Origin of the sequence: Paraburkholderia acidisoli (assembly GCF_009789675.1) — a bacterium.
GTDB lineage: Bacteria > Pseudomonadota > Gammaproteobacteria > Burkholderiales > Burkholderiaceae > Paraburkholderia > Paraburkholderia acidisoli.
Genome location: NZ_CP046913.1, coordinates 1,867,304 through 1,886,434, shown reverse-complemented (window position 1 = coordinate 1,886,434; position 19,131 = coordinate 1,867,304). Strand labels below are relative to the sequence as shown.

Sequence of the window (19,131 nt, the reverse complement as noted above, 5' to 3'; positions counted from 1 at the left end):
AATCACGGAGTCGCTGGGCGTGCGGCTTTTATCGCGCTCCCGATGCGGCCACCCGGTGAGAATGGGCAAGATGGGCGTCTAGCCCATTTTTTTTTGGTTCGACCGATTTGACTGATTTGCTGTGTCTGGTGCAGATCGCTGCGCTTTATGCAAATCGCTGCGCTGTGTGCGGCGGCAGTCCGGTTCGGTGCCAAAACGGTCCCGTGGGTGGTGCGTCGTCGTGGAGCCATGTGCAAGTAGTTGAAGCAGGGTGAAAGCGCGCGCGCTCACCTGGCGCGCGGCCCGCGAAAACCCAAGGCATTGGTGGTTGCTGGCCCGCTGCGCAAATTTTGGAGTGGGCATTGTGCAACTGACGGAACTGATTGAAACCACGGTCACCGGGCTCGGTTACGAGCTGGTCGACCTCGAGCGCACCGGGCGCGGCATGCTGGCCATCTACATCGATCAGCCCGCGGGTATCGCGATCGAGGACTGCGAGAAGGTCACGCGTCAGCTGCAGCACGTTCTGACGGTCGAGAACATCGACTACGAGCGCCTCGAGGTCTCGTCGCCCGGCCTCGACCGTCCGCTGAAGAAACTGGCGGACTTCGAACGCTTCGCAGGCTGCGAAGCGGTCATCACGTTGAAAAAGCCATTGGACGGACGGAAATCGTACCGGGGTATCGTGCATGCTCCCGAAGGCGAAACCATCGGTCTGGAATTCGAAGGGAAGGCGGGGCCCGCGATGCTGGATTTCACGCTCGCGGATATCGACAAAGCACGCCTGATCCCCAAAGTTGACTTTAGGAGCCGCAAACAATGAGTCGCGAAGTGTTGATGCTGGTGGACGCGCTGGCACGCGAGAAGAATGTCGACAAGGACGTGGTGTTCGCCGCCCTTGAAGCGGCGCTTGCGTCAGCCTCCAAGAAACTCTTCGACGAGGATGCGGATATCCGCGTGCACATCGACCGCGAAAGCGGCGAGCACGAAACCTTCCGTCGCTGGCGCGTGGTGCCGGACGAGGCGGGCCTGCAGGAGCCGGATCAGGAAATCCTCCTGTTCGAAGCGCGCGAGCAGGATCCCGAAGCGCAGATCGACAGTTTCGTAGAGCAGCCGGTGCCTTCGGTGGAATTCGGCCGCATTGGCGCGCAGGCCGCCAAGCAGGTCATTCTGCAGAAGGTGCGCGACGCCGAACGCGAGCAGATCCTCAACGACTTCCTCGAGCGCGGCGAAAGCATCATGACCGGTACGGTCAAGCGCATGGACAAGGGTAACTTCATCGTCGAGTCGGGCCGTGTCGAAGCGCTGCTGCGCCGCGACCAGCTGATTCCGAAGGAGAACCTGCGCGTGGGCGACCGCGTGCGCGCCTGGATCGGCAAGGTCGACCGCACCGCGCGCGGCCCGCAGATCGAACTCTCGCGCACGGCGCCCGAGTTCCTGATGAAGCTGTTCGAGATGGAAGTGCCGGAAATCGAGCAAGGCCTGCTCGAGATCAAGGCTGCGGCGCGCGATCCGGGCGTGCGCGCCAAGATCGGCGTGGTGGCTTACGACAAGCGCATCGATCCGATCGGCACCTGCGTCGGCATTCGCGGCTCGCGCGTGCAGGCCGTGCGTAACGAGCTCGGTGGCGAAAACGTCGACATCGTGCTATGGTCGGAGGATCCCGCCCAGTTCGTGATCGGCGCGCTCGCGCCGGCAGCCGTGCAGTCGATCGTTGTCGACGAAGAAAAGCATTCGATGGACGTGGTCGTCGACGAAAGCGAGCTCGCGGTCGCGATCGGCCGCAGCGGCCAGAACGTGCGTCTCGCCGGCGAACTGACCGGCTGGCAGATCAACATCATGACGCCGGACGAATCCGCGCAGAAGCAGAATCAGGAGCGCACGGTGCTGCGCGACCTGTTCATGGCGCGTCTCGACGTGGACGAAGAAGTCGCCGACATCCTGATCGACGAAGGCTTCACGAGCCTCGAAGAGATCGCCTACGTGCCGCTCAACGAAATGCTGGAAATCGAGGCGTTCGACGAGGACACCGTGCACGAGTTGCGCAATCGCGCTCGCGACGCACTGCTCACGCAGGCTATCGCGAACGAGGAAAAGGTGGAAAGCGCCGCGCTGGACCTGAAGAGTCTGGACGGCATGGACCCGGACCTGCTGGCGAAACTCGCTCAGCACGAAGTTCACACCCGCGACGAGCTCGCCGAGCTGGCCGTGGACGAACTTACCGAAATGACGGGAATGGAAGAGGACGCCGCCAAGGCGTTGATCATGAAGGCACGCGAGCACTGGTTCGAATAAGCCTTTCGAGGCACGAACCGGGGCGCGACGAGCAGGAAGCGACCATGACCCACTGAACTGATCGCGGCGGGGCCTTGCAATAGCCGGGCACCCACGGCCGCATGAACCGATGTCAACCGCAAGGAATCGGTCCTTGCATTAAGAGGAATGAATGGCGAGTAACAACGTAGCCCAATTTGCCGCGGAACTGAAGATGCCTGCTGGCGTGCTGCTCGAGCAGCTGCAAGCGGCGGGCGTCACGAAAGCGAGCGAAGCCGACTCCTTGTCCGAAACGGACAAGGCGCGTCTGCTCGACCACTTGCGCAAGTCTCACGGCTCGACTGATGCAGACAAGCGCAAGATCACGCTGACGAAACGGCATACGTCGGAAATCAAGCAGTCCGATGCGACGGGCAAAGCTCGCACCATTCAGGTCGAGGTGCGCAAGAAGCGTACTTTCGTCCGCCGCGACGAGAACGCCGACGAGGCGCAGGCACCGGATCATGCCGCCGACGCAGCAGCTGCCGCTGAAGAAGCGGAACTGCAGCGCCGCGAGGAAGAAGCACGCCGCGAGGCGGAGCTGCTCGAGCGTCAGGCTCAAGAACTGAAGGAGCGTCAGGAACTTCTGGCGCGTGAAGAGTCCGAGCGCCGTGCGCGCGAAGAGGCTGCCGAAGCCGAGCGCCGCCGCGCCGAGGAAGACGCAGCGAAGAAGAAGGCAGCGGCCGATACCGCTGCTCGCGAGCTTGCCGCCCAGGCCGTGGCAGCGCAGCGCAACGCCGAAGCGGAAGCGAAAGAAGTGAAGCAACAGCAGGACCAGCAAGACGAACAGCGCGCCGCCGCCGAGCGCGCCGCGCAACGCGAAGCGGCCCAGAAGGCCGAAGCCGCCGCGCGCGAAGCCGCCGACAAGGCGCAGAAGGAACAAGACGAAATCGCTCGTCGCCGTGCGGCCGCCGAGGCCGAAGCGCGCGCGATTCGCGAAATGATGAACACGCCGCGCAAGGCGCAGGTGAAGGCGCCTGAACCGCCCAAGCCGGTGGAAGCGCCGAAGCCCGCGGAAGCGAAGGGCACGCTGCACAAGCCGGCGCGTCCGGAAGGCGCAGCGGCACGTCCGGCGGCAGCCGGCGCGGCGGCGAAGAAGCCGGCCACGGCGGCGGCACCCTCGGCGCCGGGCGCCGGTGCCGGCGCGGGCGACCGCAACAAGAAGCCGGGCGCAGGCAAGGGCGGCTGGCAGGACGACGCCGCCAAGCGTCGCGGCATCAAGACGCGCGGCGACTCGTCGGGCGGCGTGGACCGCGGCTGGCGCGGCGGCCCGAAGGGCCGTGGCCGTCACCAGGACGCATCGACGTTCCAGGCGCCGACCGAGCCGATCGTGCGTGAAGTGCACGTGCCGGAAACCATCACGGTGGCCGACCTCGCGCACAAGATGTCCGTGAAGGCGTCGGAAGTCATCAAGGTGATGATGAAGATGGGCCAGATGGTCACCATCAACCAGATGCTCGACCAGGAAACGGCGATGATCATCGTCGAGGAACTCGGCCACAGTGCAGTGGCCGCGAAGCTCGACGATCCGGAAGCGCTGCTGGTCGAAGGCCAGACGTCGGCCACGGACGCCGAGCAACTGCCGCGTCCGCCGGTCGTCACGGTCATGGGTCACGTCGACCACGGCAAGACCTCGCTGCTCGACTACATCCGCCGCGCCAAGGTCGCAGCGGGCGAAGCCGGCGGCATTACGCAGCACATCGGCGCGTATCACGTCGAAACGCCGCGTGGCGTCATCACGTTCCTCGACACGCCGGGTCACGAGGCCTTCACGGCCATGCGTGCCCGCGGTGCGAAGGCCACCGACATCGTCATTCTGGTGGTGGCGGCGGACGACGGCGTGATGCCGCAGACGAAGGAAGCCATCGCTCACGCGAAGGCCGCGGGCGTGCCGCTCGTCGTCGCGATCAACAAGATCGACAAGCCGGATGCGAACCTCGACCGCGTCAAGCAGGAACTGGTCGCGGAAGGCGTGGTGCCGGAAGAGTACGGCGGCGACTCGCCGTTCGTGCCGGTGTCGGCGAAGACCGGCGCGGGTATCGACGACCTGCTCGAAAACGTGCTGCTGCAAGCCGAAGTGCTGGAACTGAAGGCACCGGTCGAAGCACCGGCCAAGGGCATCGTGATCGAAGCGAAGCTCGACAAGGGTAAGGGCCCGGTTGCCACGATCCTCGTCCAGTCGGGTACGCTCAATCGCGGCGACGTGGTCCTCGCAGGCAGTGCCTACGGCCGCGTGCGCGCCATGCTCGACGAAACGGGCAAGCCCACGAAGGAAGCGGGTCCGTCGATCCCGGTCGAAATCCAGGGTCTCTCGGAAGTGCCGGGCGCGGGCGAAGAAGTCATCGTGCTGCCGGACGAGCGCAAGGCGCGTGAAATCGCCATGTTCCGTCAAGGCAAGTTCCGCGACGTCAAGCTGGCGAAGCAACAGGCCGCGAAGCTCGAAAACATGCTCGAGCAGATGGCGGAAGGCGAAGTGCAAAACCTGCCGCTCATCGTCAAGGCCGACGTGCAAGGTTCGCAGGAAGCGCTGGTGCAATCGCTGCTCAAGCTCTCGACCAGCGAAGTGCGCGTGCAGATCGTGCACAGCGCGGTCGGTGCGATCAGCGAGTCGGACGTCAACCTGGCCACGGCTTCGAAGGCGGTCATCATCGGCTTCAACACGCGTGCGGATGCGCAGGCGCGTAAGGTGGCCGAGGCGAACGGCATCGACATCCGTTACTACAACATCATCTATGACGCAGTGGATGAGGTGAAGGCGGCCATGTCGGGCATGCTGGCGCCGGAGAAGCGCGAAACGGTCACGGGTATGGCGGAAGTGCGCCAGGTGATCCGCGTGCCGAAGGTCGGCCTGATCGCGGGCTGTATGGTCACGGACGGTTTCGTCAAGCGTTCGTCGTCGGTGCGCGTGATCCGCAACAACGTGGTGATCCATACCGGCGAACTCGACTCGCTCAAGCGCTTCAAGGACGACGTCAAGGAAGTCAAGCAAGGCTTCGAGTGCGGTATGTCGATCAAGAACTTCAGCGACATCGTCGAAGGCGATCAGTTCGAAGTGTTCGAGATCACCGAAGTCGCGCGTACGCTGTAAGTTTTCAGCGCATACGCAAGACGGGCGGGGCGGGCGCTGGCCAGCCCCGCCCGTTTGTTTTTATGCGGCCGCTTTTCGTTCGTTGCGATCCGTCGCACGGCAAGGCGCGCCGCCCTGAATGCCGCCTCAAGAGGTGGAACCATCATGCCGAAAAAACGTTCTTCTCCGAATCGCAACGTGCAGATCGCCGATCAGATCCAGCGCGATCTGTCCGAACTGATGCGTGAAGTGAAAGATCCGCGCGTGGGTCTCGTCACGATCCAGAGCGTCGAACTGACGCCCGACTACGCGCACGCGAAGGTCTACTTCACGACGCTCACGGGCGACCCCCAGGCCACCCAGGAGGCGCTCAATCACGCCGCCGGCCATCTGCACAATCAACTCTTCAAGCGCTTGCACATCCACACGGTGCCGACGCTGCATTTCCATTACGACGTATCGGTCGAGAAGGGCGTGGCGATGTCGCGTCTGATCGACGAGGCGAATGCCTCGCGTGCGAAGGACGACGAGTGACGCCGTTCGCATGACCGATTCCCCCCGTAAGTCTCAAGGCGCGAAAGACGCCGCGCGTCCCAAGGTGCCGCGCCGTCTGCTCGACGGCGTGCTGCTGCTGGACAAGCCGCTTGGCCTTTCCAGCAACGACGCGCTGATTCGCGCCAAGCGTTTGTATCGCGTGAAGAAGGCGGGCCATACGGGCACGCTCGATCCGCTCGCGACCGGCTTGCTGCCGCTGTGCTTCGGCGAGGCGACCAAGTTCTCGCAGGACTTGCTCGAGGCCGACAAGACCTATGAGGCCACCATGCGCCTCGGCATACGCACGACGACGGGCGACGCCGAAGGCGAGGCCGTCGAGACCCGCGCCGTGGCCTGCGACGAAGCCGCGGTGCGCGAGGCGATGGCGCGTTTTCTCGGCGACATCGTGCAGGTGCCGCCCATGTACTCGGCGCTCAAGCGCGACGGCAAACCGCTCTACGAATACGCTCGCGCGGGCCAGACGGTCGAGCGCGAAGGCCGCGAGGTCAAAATCCTCGCGCTGGACCTGCTCGCGTGCGCGCTGCCCGACGTGACGTTTCGCGTGACGTGCAGCAAGGGCACCTACGTGCGCACGCTCGCCGAGGATATCGGCGAGACGCTCGGCTGCGGCGCGCATCTCGTGATGCTGCGGCGCACGGGCGTGGGTGCGCTCACGCTCGAACACGCGGTGACGCTCGATGCGCTCACGGCCGTTGACGAAGCCGCGCGCGACGTGTGGCTGCAACCCGTCGACGCGCTGCTCTCCACCTTCCCCGCGGTCACGCTCGACGCCGAAGCCGCGCGCCGCTTCACGCACGGGCAGCGTTTGCCGCTCAACGCGCTCACGCTCGATCGCACGGCCTGCGAAGCGGCCGAACGCGTACGCGTGTACGACGCGGCAGGGCGTCTGCTCGGCGTGGCGAAGGCGGGCGTGGGCGTGCTCGCGCCGGAGCGGCTGCTGGTGAGCGGCTCGGAGTGAGCGGCGAAGGCTGAATGCGCGGCAGTGAGTCGAGCGCGGCGGCCGGTTCGCATCGTTCGCATCGACATGAAAAAACGGCACGCCGGTGATGAACCGGACGTGCCGTTTTTGTTGGGTCGCGTGTTTCGGGCGGGGTTAGTGCGCCGCCGAAGCCGCCGCGCCGGCATCCGCACTGCCCGCGCGCTCGGGGCGCGTGATCCAGATCAGCACGATCAGCACGATGAAGATCGCCGACGAGATGAAGAACAGATCGTTCACGCCGAGCTGCGCGGCCTGCTGCGAAAGCATGCGGTCGAACAGCCCGTGCGCCTGCGATGTATCCAGGCCCGCGGCGTTCTGCATCTGCTGGATCGACTGGTTGAAGATCGGGTTGGTCGGCGTGGCCACTTCGGTCAGGCGCGCGTGGTGATACGTGGTGCGGTGATCCCACGCGGTTTCGAAGATCGACGTGCCGATACCGCCGCACATGATCCGCACGAAGTTCGACAAACCCGACGCCGCCGGAATGCGATGCCCCGGCAAACCCGAGAGCGTGATCGAGACGAGCGGAATGAAGAGGCCCGCCATGCCGATGCCCTGGATCAGCGTGGGCAGCGTGAGCGACCACGTGTCGACGCCGGTGGTGTACTGCGAGCGCATCCAGAAGCACAGCGCGAACACGACGAACGCCGTGGTCGCGATGTAGCGCGGGTCGGTGCGCGGCAGCATCTTGCCCGTGATGGGCGAGAGCAGGACCGCGAAGAGCCCCACGGGCGCCATCACGAGGCCCGCGTCCGTGGCCGTGTAGCCGAGGTCGGTTTGCAGCCAGAGCGGCAGCAGCACGAGGTTGCCGAAGTAGAGTCCGTAACCGATCGAGAGCGCAATCGTGCCGCCCGTGAAATTGCGCCGCGCGAACAGCGAGAGATCGACCACGGGGTGCTCGGCGGTCAGCTCCCACACTACGAAGAACGCGAATGCGATGATGGCCGTGAGCGCGAGCACGATGATGGTCGTGGACGAGAACCAGTCGAGGTCCTTGCCCTTGTCGAGCATCACCTGGAGCGAGCCGACCCAGACGATCAGGAGCCCGAGGCCCACGCCGTCGATAGGCGCCTTGCGAATGGCCGAGTCGCGGTTGCGGAAGATCGCCCACGTGGCCCCGGCCGCCACGATGCCGACCGGAATGTTCACGTAGAAGATCCACGGCCACGAGATGTTGTCGGAGATCCAGCCGCCCAGAATGGGCCCCGCGACCGGCGCGATCAGCGTGGTCATCGACCACATCGAAAGCGCCATGGGCGCCTTCGCGCGCGGGTAGCTCGCGAGCAGCAGCGTTTGCGAGAGCGGGATCATGGGGCCGGCCACGGCGCCCTGCAGCACGCGCGAGGCGAGCAGGAAGGGCAGCGTGGGCGCGAGACCGCACATCCACGACGAGATCACGAACAGAATGATCGACGCCATGAACAGGCGCACCTGGCCGAAGCGCTGCGTGAGCCAGCCGGTGAGCGGCACGGAGATCGCGTTCGCCACGGCGAACGAGGTGATGACCCACGTGCCCTGATCCGACGAGACGCCGAGGTCGCCCGAGATCGACGGGATCGAGACGTTCGCGATCGACGTGTCGAGCACGTTCATGAACACCGCGAGCGACACCGCGATGGTGCCGATCACGAGTTGCGCGCCCTGTAGCGGCGGATGGACGTCGGGTTGTTGTGCTGCTGCCATTACATGCTTTGTGTGGTGTCGCTCGGGCGCGCGTTAGCTCTTCGCGCCGGTCTTGGCCGAATGCGCGTTCGACGAAACCTGCGCGTTCTTGTTGACGTTCGGGCCGGCGTTTTCGGAGATGATGCGCGCGATTTCCGCGTTGGCTTCGTCGCCGTACTTCGCGAACACGTCGGTCTGGTACACGGTGTTCTGTGCGTTGCCGAGCTGGCTGCCGCCATCGTCCTTGATGTTCACGTCGACCTGCATCGACAGGCCGATGCGCAGCGGGTTCTTCTGCAGTTCGTTCGGGTCGAGCGAGATCCGCACCGGCAGACGCTGCACGACCTTGATCCAGTTACCCGTGGCGTTCTGCGCGGGCAGCAGCGAGAACGCCGAACCCGTGCCCGCCGAGAAGCCGATCACCTTGCCGTGGTACGTCACCGACGAACCGTACACGTCGGCCGTCATTTCCACCGGCTGGCCGATGCGCATGTGCTTCAGCTGCACTTCCTTGAAGTTGGCGTCGACCCACACGGCGTTCAGCGGCACCACCGACATCAGCGGCGTGCCCGGCGAGACGCGCTGGCCGACCTGCACCGAGCGCTTCGCCACGTAGCCCGTGACCGGCGCGGGCAGCGTGTTGCGCGCGTTGTTGAGGTAGGCGTCGCGCACCTTGGCGGCGGCGGCTTCGACGTTCGGGTGATTCGCGATCGTCGTGTTGGCCGTGAGCGCGCGGTTCGCGTTGAGCTGTTGCTGCGCGGCGTCGAGCGCGGCCTGAGCGCTGCGCACGGTGTCGCGGGCGTGCGAGATTTCTTCCTGCGAGACGGCGCCCGTTTGCGCGACCTGCATGCGGCGGCGCAGGTCGTCCTGCGCGCGCGAGAGGTCGGCCTGACGCACGGCCACTTGCGCTTCGTACTGGCTGTCGTCGGCGAAGAGGCCGCGCACCTGGCGCACGGTCTGCGCGAGATTCGCTTCGGCCTGTTCCAGCGCGACGCGCGCGTCGGCCGGGTCGAGCAGCACCAGCGGGTCGCCGATGTTGACCGTTTGCGTGTCGTCGGCCTTCACCGAGATCACGGTGCCCGTGACCTGCGGCGTGATTTGCACGACGTTGCCGTTCACGTAGGCGTCGTCGGTGCCTTCGGTGAAGCGCGCGACGAGGAAGTAGTAAAGGCCGTAGGCGATCGCGGCAATCACGATCACGAGAACAAGCAGCGTCATCATGCGCTTGCGCTTGCCGTTGTTCGCGTTCGGCTGCGGATTGGCGGCCGGCTGCTGGGGGGTGCTCATGGAAGGATCTCCGGGTTCTTGCGTGCTGTTGCTTTGATTGGCGATGCTTATCGATTATTCGCGCGGTTCAGCGCGTGATTCAGTTCGCGGCGGCTTGCGAGGCGCCCGGCGTCGCGGTCGGCACGTAAGCGCCGTGCCACGGCGCGCCGTTCACGTCGCTCTGACCTTGCTGCGGGTGCTGCGCGGCGGTATTGGCCGCTGCGTTGCCTGCTTCGCTGCCCACCGCGACCGGCGGCACGAGGCCCGCGGTCTGCGCGTCGAAACCGCCGCCGAGCGCCTTGATCAGCGCCATCTGCTGGTCGGTGCGTTGCGACTTGAGCATCGTCACCGACTGTTCGGCGGCGAGGCGGTTCTGGTCCGCGCTCAACACCTGCAGTTGCGGCGAGAGGCCGGCCTTGTAGCGGATCACGGCGAGCTGGTACGCCTTCGTCGACGCGTCGAGCGCGTGCTGCGCGTCCACCATCTGCTTGTCGGACGAACGGATCGACGAGACTTGCGTGGCCACGTCCTGGAACGCGCCGATGAGCGTCTGGTTGTACGACGCGACGTCGCCTTCGAAGTCGGCGTAACGGCCCTTCAACTGCGCGCGCAGGGCGCCCGCGTCGAAGATCGGCAGATGCACGGCCGGCCCGATGTTCGCCTGACGGCTCGTGAAGTTGAGGAATTTGCCCCAGCCGAACGCGTCGAAGCCGAAGCCCGCCGCGAGGTTCACGTCCGGATAGAACTCGGCCTTCGCTTCCTTCACGTCGTGCATCGCGCCTTCGACCTGCCAGCGCGCGGCGACGATGTCCGGGCGACGCGCGACGAGGTCGGCGGGCAGGTTGTCGGGCAACGTGACGTTGACGTTGGGGTTGATGACGGGATTCGCGATCTGCAAGCCGCGATCCGGGCCCTTGCCGAGCAGCGCGCCCAGCTGGTAACGCACGCTTTCGATCTGGCCGTCGAGCTGCGAGAGGGTTGCCTGGCTCGTCGCGATGTTGCCGTTCGCGGTCTGGCGCTCGACGTTGGTGTCGAGGCCCGCCACCACGCGGCCGTTCGTGATCGTGCCGATGGTCTGGCGATTCTGGATCTCGCGCGAGGCGATGTCGCGCAGCGCGTACAGCTGCGCGAGCTGGTTGTAGGTGCGTGCGACCGAGGCGGCGAGCGTGATGCGCGCCTGCTGCATGTCGGCTTCGGCGGCGCGCTGCTGCGAGACCGCCTGCGCGAGACGCTGGCGATTCTTGCCCCACAGGTCGAGATCCCACGAGGCGCTCGCGAGCGCGTTGTTCTCGCTGTACCAGCTGCCGCCGTACGGCGGCGGGAACAGGCCGTTCGCCGAGTACAGCTCGCGCGTCCACGAGTAGCTCGCGTTGACCTTCGGTGCGAGCGCGGACTTCGAGGTGTCGATATACGACGAGGCCTTGGCGATACGCGCCTGCGCCTGCGCGATGGTCGGATTGCCGTCGAGCGCTTCGTCGATCAGCTTCGGCAGTTGCGGGTCGCCGAACTGCGTGGCCCAGTCGAGCGTCGGCCACTGGCCGCCTTGCGACGGCACGCTCTGCGAGGATTCGAATTGCTGCGGCTGCGCGATGGTCTTGTCGCTATGAATGCCGATGTAGTTCGCGCACCCCGAAAGGGCGAGCGCCGCGACCGCGGCAGCCAACGCCGCCCGGCCGGACAGCGCCCGCGCCGCCGGCGCAAACTCGGTTTGGGATGTCATTGCTCGTCTCGTTGCGTGAGAAGGTGATGTGATGCTGGACGATGCAGCTATTTTTTTGTCCGACGCTTTCAAATTTGCTTGTCCCGTCATGAATTGGCGGGCGGATTCTGGCTCGCGCTTTGCATAGCTTCGCAGCTATTGGCGAGAACCCGCCGCAACATGCTCTTCAGGAAGCCGATCTCTTCGGGTGAGAGACCCGCGCTGAGTTGTTCCGTCACGCTCTGGAAGATGGCCGGCATGCGGGCGGCGATCGCCGAGCCTTCGGGCGTGAGCGCGAGACGCACCGCGCGGCGGTCTTCCGAGCAGCGCACGCGCCTGAGCAGGCCGCGTTTCTCGAGCCGGTCCACGAGTCGCGTGACTGCGCTCGCGTCGATACCGTATTCGCGCGCCAGTTCGGCCGCGAGCAGGCATTTGCCGCTGCCGACCATGAACAGCACGCTGGCCTGCTGGCTCGTCACGCCCAGTTCCGCAACCGTGCGCTGCGTGATGAGGTTCGACAGCGTCGATTTCACCCGCGAAATCAGGTAGCCGACGCTTTCGCCAAAGTCGTAATCGAGCACTTCGGGAGGAAGCGGAGGAGTCGGATCCGTCATGATTCAGCTGCGACTGCAATGGTTGACCAGGCAGGAATTATAGGGTGCGGTAGTTGCCGCGACAAGGTTTTATTCTGCCTCCGCCGAGAAACCTTTGCAGCGTAGGGGCTTAATTCCGGGGCAGGGGGATGAGAAAATTCCGCGTGGCAGACGCGGCTGAAGGGCCTCTGATGGCCTGGCGTGACCTCGAATCGGCCATATGAACCGGCTATGTGAAGGCATGGATCGTGCGCGCCGGATGGCCGTGTCGCCTTCCTTCATCAGAACCCGTATTGTCTCGCGTAGGATCATTTCACCGACGCGTGCTATAATTTCAGGTTCCCAAAAGTGCGTCATGAAACTTGCTCGCCCGGATGGCCCGAAAGCCCTGTCATACAGGGCTGAACACAGGGCTCAGGCCGGTACCGAGGCGAGGAGTCCTGGCGCACTCAACTGTACCCAGGTTCCTATGTCCCGCGCCCTTCGCAATATCGCCATCATCGCCCACGTCGACCACGGCAAGACCACGCTCGTCGACCAACTGCTGCGCCAGACCGCAACGTTCCGCGACAACCAGCAGATCGCCGAACGCGTCATGGACTCGAACGACATCGAAAAAGAGCGCGGGATCACGATTCTCTCGAAGAATTGCGCCGTCGAGTACGAAGGCACCCACATCAACATCGTCGACACGCCGGGCCACGCCGACTTCGGCGGCGAAGTGGAGCGCGTGCTCTCGATGGTCGACTCGGTGCTGCTGCTGGTCGACGCCGTGGAAGGCCCGATGCCGCAAACGCGCTTCGTGACCAAGAAGGCGCTCGCGCTCGGTCTCAAGCCGATCGTCGTCATCAACAAGATCGACCGCCCGGGCGCGCGTATCGACTGGGTGATCAACCAGACCTTCGACCTGTTCGACAAGCTCGGCGCGACCGAAGAGCAGCTCGACTTCCCGATCGTCTACGCGTCGGGCCTGAATGGCTATGCCTCGCTCTCGCCGGACGCGCGCGAAGGCGACATGCGCCCGCTGTTCGACGCCGTGCTCGAACACGTGCCGGTGCGCGACGCCGACCCGGAAGGCGGCCTGCAGCTGCAAATCACGTCGCTCGACTACTCGGCCTACGTGGGCCGTATCGGCGTGGGCCGTATCAAGCGCGGTCGCATCAAGCCGGGTCAGCCGGTGGCGCTGCGCTTCGGTCCGGAAGGCCAGGTCATGAACCGCAAGATCAACCAGGTGCTGGCGTTCAGCGGCCTGGAGCGCGTGCAGGTCGAGTCGGCTGAAGCCGGCGACATCGTGCTGATCAACGGTATCGACGACATCGGTATTGGCGCGACCATCTGCGCGGTGGACAACCCCGAAGCGCTGCCGATGATCACGGTGGACGAGCCGACCCTCACGATGAACTTCCTCGTGAATTCGTCGCCGCTCGCCGGCAAGGAAGGCAAGTTCGTGACGAGCCGCCAGATCCGCGACCGTCTCACGAAGGAACTGAACCACAACGTGGCGCTGCGCGTGAAAGACACGGGCGACGAAACCACGTTCGAAGTGTCGGGCCGTGGCGAACTGCACCTGACCATCCTGATCGAAAACATGCGCCGCGAAGGCTACGAGCTGGCCGTGTCGCGTCCGCGCGTGGTGCTGCACGAAGTCGACGGCGTGAAGCAGGAGCCGTACGAAATGCTGACCGTTGACGTCGAAGACGCCAACCAGGGCGGCGTGATGGAAGAACTGGGCCGCCGCAAGGGCGAAATGCTCGACATGGCGTCGGATGGCCAGGGCCGTACGCGTCTCGAGTACCGCATTCCGGCGCGTGGCCTGATCGGCTTCCAGGGCGAATTCATGACGCTCACGCGCGGCACGGGCCTGATGAGCCACGTGTTCGACGCCTACGGTCCCGTCAAGGAAGGTACGCTCGGCGAGCGCCGTAACGGCGTGCTGATCTCGCAGGACGACGGCGCGGCCGTGGCCTACGCACTGTGGAAGCTGCAGGATCGCGGCCGCATGTTCGTGAAGCCGGGCGACGCGCTGTACGAAGGCATGATCATCGGTATCCATAGCCGCGACAACGACCTCGTCGTGAACCCGATCAAGGGCAAGCAGCTCACCAACGTGCGCGCCTCGGGCACCGACGAAGCCGTGCGTCTCGTTCCGCCGATCCAGATGTCGCTCGAATACGCCGTGGAATTCATCGACGACGACGAACTCGTGGAAGTCACGCCGCAGTCGATCCGTCTGCGCAAGCGTCACCTGAAGGAACACGAGCGTCGCCGCGCAAGCCGCGAAGCCGAGTAAGTCGTTTTTTGCTCTCTTTTGCGCGCTGCAATGCAAACAGATCAACAGGAAAGCCGCCGCTTGATGGGCGGCTTTTTTGCGTCTGGCGGGGATTGCACTGCGGTGCGGAAAGAGAGTGTTACGAATGCCGCAAAGGCCCGGTTTGAAAGGCTTTCGTGCGGTATTCGGCCGCATTGCGTCCTATGGGGAGTTGCGCATATGCGCTATACTCCGCGGATGCATGATTTAGGTCCTTCCAAGCAGACTTGATTCGCAATCCGCTAAACGGTCAGGCCGTGGCGCGGAAGGTTGAGTAACCCGCTATTTCTCGCGAAGCGCGAAGAAAGGTGAGCGTAAATGTCGGAAACAATGAAGCAATTCCAGCTGAACTCGTATTTGTTCGGCGGCAATGCTCCGTATGTCGAAGAGCTATACGAAGCATATCTTGACAACCCTGCGTCCGTTCCGGACACCTGGCGCGAGTACTTCGACGCACTGCAAAACGTGCCGTCGTCGAGCGGCACGGCTGACAACGACATCGCCCACGGGCCGATCGTCGAGTCGTTTGCCCAGCGCGCGAAAGCCAACGCATTCGTTCCCAAGGGCGGCGGTGAAGACCTCGCCACGGCACGCAAGCAGGTCTACGTTCAGTCCCTGATTGGCGCGTATCGCTTCCTCGGCTCGCAATGGGCCAACCTCGACCCGCTGAAGCGTCGTGAGCGTCCGGCTATCCCCGAACTCGAACCTGGTTTCTACGACTTCACCGAAGCCGACATGGACCAGACGTTCAGCGCCACGAACCTGTACTTCGGTTTCGAGCGCGCCACGCTGCGTGAGATCGTCAAGGCACTGCGCGACACGTACTGCGGCACCATCGGCGCCGAGTACATGTACATCAGCGACCCGGAACAGAAGCGCTGGTGGAAGGAGCGTCTCGAGTCGATCCGCTCGACGCCCAACTTCTCGAACGACAAGAAAAAGCACATTCTGCAGCGCCTGACGGCCTCCGAAGGCCTCGAGCGCTTCCTGCACACCAAGTACGTCGGCCAGAAGCGTTTCTCGCTCGAAGGCGGCGAGTCCTTCATCGCCGCGATGGACGAAGTCGTCCGTCACGCAGGCGCGAAGGGCGTGCAGGAAATCGTCATCGGCATGGCCCACCGCGGCCGTCTGAATGTGCTGGTCAACACGCTCGGCAAGATGCCGGCGGACCTGTTCGCCGAATTCGAAGGCAAGCACGTCGACGACCTGCCGGCCGGCGACGTGAAGTACCACAAGGGCTTCTCGTCGGACGTCGCAACCGAAGGCGGCCCGGTCCACCTGTCGCTCGCGTTCAACCCGTCGCACCTCGAAATCGTCAACCCGGTGGTCGAAGGTTCGGCGAAGGCCCGTATGGATCGCCGCGGCGACGAAAACGGCCTGCAGGTGCTGCCGGTGCAGATCCACGGCGACGCGGCCTTCGCAGGCCAGGGCGTCGTGATGGAAACGCTGAACCTCGCGCAGACGCGCGGTTACGGCACGCACGGCACGCTGCACATCGTCATCAACAACCAGATCGGCTTCACGACGTCGGACCCGCGCGATGCGCGCTCGACGCTGTATTGCACGGACGTGGTCAAGATGATCGAAGCGCCGGTGCTGCACGTGAACGGCGACGATCCGGAAGCGGTCGTGCTGGCCATCCAGCTCGCAGTGGAATTCCGCATGCAGTTCCACAAGGATGTCGTGGTCGACATCATCTGCTTCCGCAAGCTGGGTCACAACGAGCAGGACACGCCGGCGGTCACGCAGCCGCTGATGTACAAGACCATCGCCAAGCACCCGGGCACGCGCGCGCTGTACGCTGAAAAGCTCGTGCAGCAGGGCGTCATCACGGCGGAAGACGCGGACAACTACGTCAAGGCGTATCGTGCCGCGATGGACGAAGGCCACCACACGGTCGACCCGGTGCTCTCGAACTACAAGAGCAAGTACGCGGTGGACTGGGTGCCGTTCCTGAACCGCAAGTGGACCGACGCCGCCGATACGGCCGTGCCGCTCGCGGAACTCAAGCGCCTCGCCGAACGCATCACCACGATCCCCGAGAACTTCAAGGTTCACCCGCTGGTCGAGCGCGTCATCAACGACCGCCGCGCGATGGGCAAGGGCGAAGCGAAGCTCGACTGGGGCATGGGCGAGCATCTGGCGTACGCATCGCTGGCCGCTTCGGGCTACGCGGTTCGTCTGACGGGTCAGGACTCGGGCCGCGGCACGTTCACGCACCGCCACGCCGTGCTGCACGATCAGAACCGTGAGCGCTGGAACGACGGCACGTACATTCCGCTGCAAAACGTGGCCGAGAACCAGGCGCAGTTCACGGTGATCGACTCGGTGCTGTCGGAAGAAGCGGTGCTGGGCTTCGAATACGGTTACTCGACGGCCGAGCCGAACACGCTCGTCGCGTGGGAAGGCCAGTTCGGCGACTTCGTCAACGGTGCGCAGGTCGTGATCGACCAGTTCATCTCGTCGGGCGAAGTGAAGTGGGGCCGCGTTTCGGGTCTCACGATGCTGCTGCCGCACGGCTACGAAGGTCAAGGTCCGGAGCACTCGTCGGCGCGTATCGAGCGTTTCCTGCAACTGTGCGCCGAGCACAACATGCAGGTCGTTCAGCCGACCACGCCGGCACAGATCTTCCACGTGCTGCGCCGCCAGATGATCCGTCTGTTCCGCAAGCCGCTGATCATCTTCACGCCGAAGTCGCTGCTCCGCCACAAGGAAGCCGTGTCGGATCTGTCGGAACTCGCGAAGGGTTCGTTCCAGCCGGTCATCGGCGAAGTGGACGAAGCCATCGACGCGAAGAAGGTCAAGCGCGTGGTCGCCTGCTCGGGCCGCGTGTACTTCGACCTCGTCGCGCATCGCCGCGAAACCAAGGCGAACGACATCGCGATCATCCGTATCGAACAGCTCTATCCGTTCGCGCACAAGCAGTTCGAAGCGGAGCTGAAGAAGTACGACAACGCGACCGAAGTGGTCTGGGTGCAGGACGAGCCGCAGAATCAGGGCCCGTGGTTCTACATCGAGCACCATCTGCGCGAAGGCATGAAGGAAGGCATGAAGCTCGCGTACAGCGGCCGTCCTGCTTCGGCTTCGCCGGCAGTCGGTTACTACGCGAAGCACTACGAGCAGCAGAAGGCGCTGATCGAAGGTGCATTCGGCCGCCTGAAGGGCGCGCAGGTCGCGAAGTAAGCACAACGAGCAATCGAACCGGGAAAGCGGGTGACATAACCACGCGCTTTCCCGCGCTCAGGTGCGCGACCGGTTCGCTATAGATACGTATTCAGGAAAATCACATGGCTATTGTTGAAGTCAAGGTCCCCCAGCTTTCGGAGTCGGTTTCGGAAGCCACGATGCTCCAGTGGAAGAAGAAGCCGGGCGAAGCAATCGCTCAGGACGAAATCCTGATCGAGCTGGAAACGGATAAGGTCGTTCTCGAAGTGCCCGCACCGGCCGCCGGCGTGCTGGCCGAGATCGTCGCCAACGACGGCGACACCGTCGTCGCGGATCAGGTGATCGCACGCATCGACACGGAAGCCAAGGCTGGCGCCGCCGCCGCTCCGGCCGCCGCCGCCGCGCCGGCTGCCGCTCCCGCCGCTGCCCCGGCTGCCGCACCGGCCGCTGCCGCCGCCGCATCGACGTCGAGCAGCAACGTTGCTTCGCCCGCCGCCACCAAGCTGATGGCCGAGAAGGGCCTGTCGGGCGGCGACGTCGCCGGCACGGGCCGCGACGGCCGCATCACGAAGCAGGACGTGCTGGGCGCAGGCGCGCCGAAGGCCGCTCCGGCCGCCGCACCGGCGGGCAAGCCGGCCGCCGCCAAGCCGTCGCTGCCGCAAGTCAGCGCACCGGCTTCGGCTGCGAACTGGCTCAACGACCGTCCGGAACAGCGCGTGCCGATGTCGCGTCTGCGTGCGCGTATCGCCGAACGTCTGCTCGAGTCGCAGCAAACCAACGCCATCCTCACGACGTTCAACGAAGTGAACATGGCGCCGGTCATGGATCTGCGCAACAAGTACAAGGACAAGTTCGAGAAGGAACACGGCGTGAAGCTCGGCTTCATGTCGTTCTTCGTGAAGGCCGCGGTTCACGCCCTCAAGAAGTTCCCGCTCGTGAACGCCTCGATCGACGGCAACGACATCGTCTATCACGGCTACTTCGACATCGGTATCGCCGTCGGTTCGCCGCGCGGTCTCGTGGTGCCCATCCTGCGTAATGCAGACCAGATGAGCCTCGCCGACATCGAGAAGAAGATCGCCGAGTTCGGTCAGAAGGCCAAGGACGGCAAGCTCTCGATCGAAGAAATGACGGGCGGCACGTTCTCGATCTCGAACGGCGGCGTGTTCGGCTCGATGCTGTCGACGCCGATCATCAACCCGCCGCAGTCGGCGATCCTCGGCGTGCACGCGACCAAGGAACGCGCCGTGGTGGAAAACGGCCAGATCGTGATCCGCCCGATGAACTACCTCGCCATGTCGTACGACCACCGCATCATCGACGGCCGCGAAGCCGTGCTGTCGCTGGTCGCGATGAAGGACGCGCTGGAAGATCCGGCTCGCCTGCTGCTCGACCTGTAATGGTCCTCGCGTGATGGCGCGCGCGGCTTGAAAGCGCGCGCCGCCGTCACGATATAGGCATTACGTCGAGACAGTCTTTCGAGGCAGTCCGTCTGTTGCATTTCCGCAGTACCGAAGCCACGCGCGCCGCGAAGCGCGGCCGCGT

The 19,131-nt window shown here is 64.6% G+C and carries 12 protein-coding genes; 8 read left to right on the top strand and 4 right to left on the bottom strand.

Translation table 11 applies throughout. From position 1 onward, the window contains the following. Positions 1 to 343: 343 nt before the first annotated feature. From rimP to truB, 5 genes are all read left to right on the top strand, one after another. Positions 344 to 802 (top strand): ribosome maturation factor RimP, encoded by a 459-nt coding sequence (gene rimP, locus FAZ98_RS08215; RefSeq protein ID WP_133193817.1) that lies wholly within the window; start codon positions 344 to 346, stop codon positions 800 to 802. Beyond that, positions 799 to 2,274, top strand: coding sequence for a transcription termination factor NusA (gene nusA / locus FAZ98_RS08210; RefSeq protein WP_158950507.1), 1,476 nt, complete (start codon positions 799 to 801; stop codon positions 2,272 to 2,274). The genes rimP and nusA overlap by 4 nt, the downstream gene beginning before the upstream one ends. A 151-nt stretch (positions 2,275 to 2,425) precedes the next feature. Further along, on the top strand, positions 2,426 to 5,380 hold the full coding sequence (infB, locus tag FAZ98_RS08205) for a translation initiation factor IF-2 (RefSeq protein WP_158950505.1): 2,955 nt from the start codon (positions 2,426 to 2,428) through the stop codon (positions 5,378 to 5,380). Positions 5,381 to 5,524: 144 nt separating this feature from the next. Next, positions 5,525 to 5,893: a 30S ribosome-binding factor RbfA gene (gene rbfA, locus FAZ98_RS08200; protein WP_158950503.1), complete on the top strand. Its 369-nt coding sequence runs from the start codon at positions 5,525 to 5,527 to the stop codon at positions 5,891 to 5,893. Between the two features lie 10 nt (positions 5,894 to 5,903). Beyond that, positions 5,904 to 6,872 (top strand): tRNA pseudouridine(55) synthase TruB, encoded by a 969-nt coding sequence (gene truB, locus FAZ98_RS08195; protein ID WP_158950501.1) that lies wholly within the window; start codon positions 5,904 to 5,906, stop codon positions 6,870 to 6,872. A 135-nt stretch (positions 6,873 to 7,007) separates the two neighbouring features. Here the strand turns inward: truB and FAZ98_RS08190 are convergent, their stop codons facing one another. The 4 genes from FAZ98_RS08190 to FAZ98_RS08175 all read right to left on the bottom strand — a co-directional run bounded on the left by FAZ98_RS08190 (position 7,008) and on the right by FAZ98_RS08175 (position 12,134). Beyond that, complete coding sequence (locus FAZ98_RS08190) at positions 7,008 to 8,576, bottom strand: DHA2 family efflux MFS transporter permease subunit (protein WP_158950499.1); 1,569 nt, start codon at positions 8,574 to 8,576, stop codon at positions 7,008 to 7,010. A 33-nt stretch (positions 8,577 to 8,609) separates the two neighbouring features. After that, positions 8,610 to 9,842 carry an EmrA/EmrK family multidrug efflux transporter periplasmic adaptor subunit gene (locus FAZ98_RS08185; protein ID WP_158950497.1) on the bottom strand — a complete coding sequence of 411 codons (1,233 nt, stop codon included), beginning with the start codon at positions 9,840 to 9,842 and terminating at the stop codon, positions 8,610 to 8,612. Between the two features lie 79 nt (positions 9,843 to 9,921). Then, positions 9,922 to 11,541, bottom strand: coding sequence for an efflux transporter outer membrane subunit (locus tag FAZ98_RS08180; RefSeq protein WP_158950495.1), 1,620 nt, complete (start codon positions 11,539 to 11,541; stop codon positions 9,922 to 9,924). Positions 11,542 to 11,627: 86 nt separating this feature from the next. Next, complete coding sequence (locus FAZ98_RS08175) at positions 11,628 to 12,134, bottom strand: MarR family winged helix-turn-helix transcriptional regulator (RefSeq protein ID WP_158950493.1); 507 nt, start codon at positions 12,132 to 12,134, stop codon at positions 11,628 to 11,630. A 448-nt stretch (positions 12,135 to 12,582) separates the two neighbouring features. On the opposite strand from FAZ98_RS08175, the gene typA reads away from it, so the two are divergent. The 3 genes from typA to odhB all read left to right on the top strand — a co-directional run bounded on the left by typA (position 12,583) and on the right by odhB (position 18,986). Then, positions 12,583 to 14,403, top strand: coding sequence for a translational GTPase TypA (gene typA, locus FAZ98_RS08170; protein ID WP_158950491.1), 1,821 nt, complete (start codon positions 12,583 to 12,585; stop codon positions 14,401 to 14,403). A 336-nt stretch (positions 14,404 to 14,739) separates the two neighbouring features. Continuing rightward, positions 14,740 to 17,604 carry a 2-oxoglutarate dehydrogenase E1 component gene (locus FAZ98_RS08165; RefSeq protein WP_158950489.1) on the top strand — a complete coding sequence of 955 codons (2,865 nt, stop codon included), beginning with the start codon at positions 14,740 to 14,742 and terminating at the stop codon, positions 17,602 to 17,604. A 104-nt stretch (positions 17,605 to 17,708) separates the two neighbouring features. Then, a complete protein-coding gene (gene odhB / locus FAZ98_RS08160) occupies positions 17,709 to 18,986 on the top strand; it encodes a 2-oxoglutarate dehydrogenase complex dihydrolipoyllysine-residue succinyltransferase (RefSeq protein WP_158950487.1) in 1,278 nt (425 codons plus the stop codon). Positions 18,987 to 19,131 lie beyond the last annotated feature (145 nt).

Excerpts from the sequence above, each read along its gene's own strand:
- FAZ98_RS08180 (WP_158950495.1), bottom strand. The coding sequence starts at position 11,541 with ATGACATCCCAAACCGAGTTTGCGCCGGCGGCGCGGGCGCTGTCCGGC.
- truB (WP_158950501.1), top strand. The coding sequence starts at position 5,904 with ATGACCGATTCCCCCCGTAAGTCTCAAGGCGCGAAAGACGCCGCGCGT.
- rbfA (WP_158950503.1), top strand. The coding sequence starts at position 5,525 with ATGCCGAAAAAACGTTCTTCTCCGAATCGCAACGTGCAGATCGCCGAT.
- FAZ98_RS08185 (WP_158950497.1), bottom strand. The coding sequence starts at position 9,842 with ATGAGCACCCCCCAGCAGCCGGCCGCCAATCCGCAGCCGAACGCGAAC.
- FAZ98_RS08175 (WP_158950493.1), bottom strand. The coding sequence starts at position 12,134 with ATGACGGATCCGACTCCTCCGCTTCCTCCCGAAGTGCTCGATTACGAC.
- odhB (WP_158950487.1), top strand. The coding sequence starts at position 17,709 with ATGGCTATTGTTGAAGTCAAGGTCCCCCAGCTTTCGGAGTCGGTTTCG.
- FAZ98_RS08190 (WP_158950499.1), bottom strand. The coding sequence starts at position 8,576 with ATGGCAGCAGCACAACAACCCGACGTCCATCCGCCGCTACAGGGCGCG.
- infB (WP_158950505.1), top strand. The coding sequence starts at position 2,426 with ATGGCGAGTAACAACGTAGCCCAATTTGCCGCGGAACTGAAGATGCCT.
- FAZ98_RS08165 (WP_158950489.1), top strand. The coding sequence starts at position 14,740 with ATGTCGGAAACAATGAAGCAATTCCAGCTGAACTCGTATTTGTTCGGC.
- typA (WP_158950491.1), top strand. The coding sequence starts at position 12,583 with ATGTCCCGCGCCCTTCGCAATATCGCCATCATCGCCCACGTCGACCAC.
- nusA (WP_158950507.1), top strand. The coding sequence starts at position 799 with ATGAGTCGCGAAGTGTTGATGCTGGTGGACGCGCTGGCACGCGAGAAG.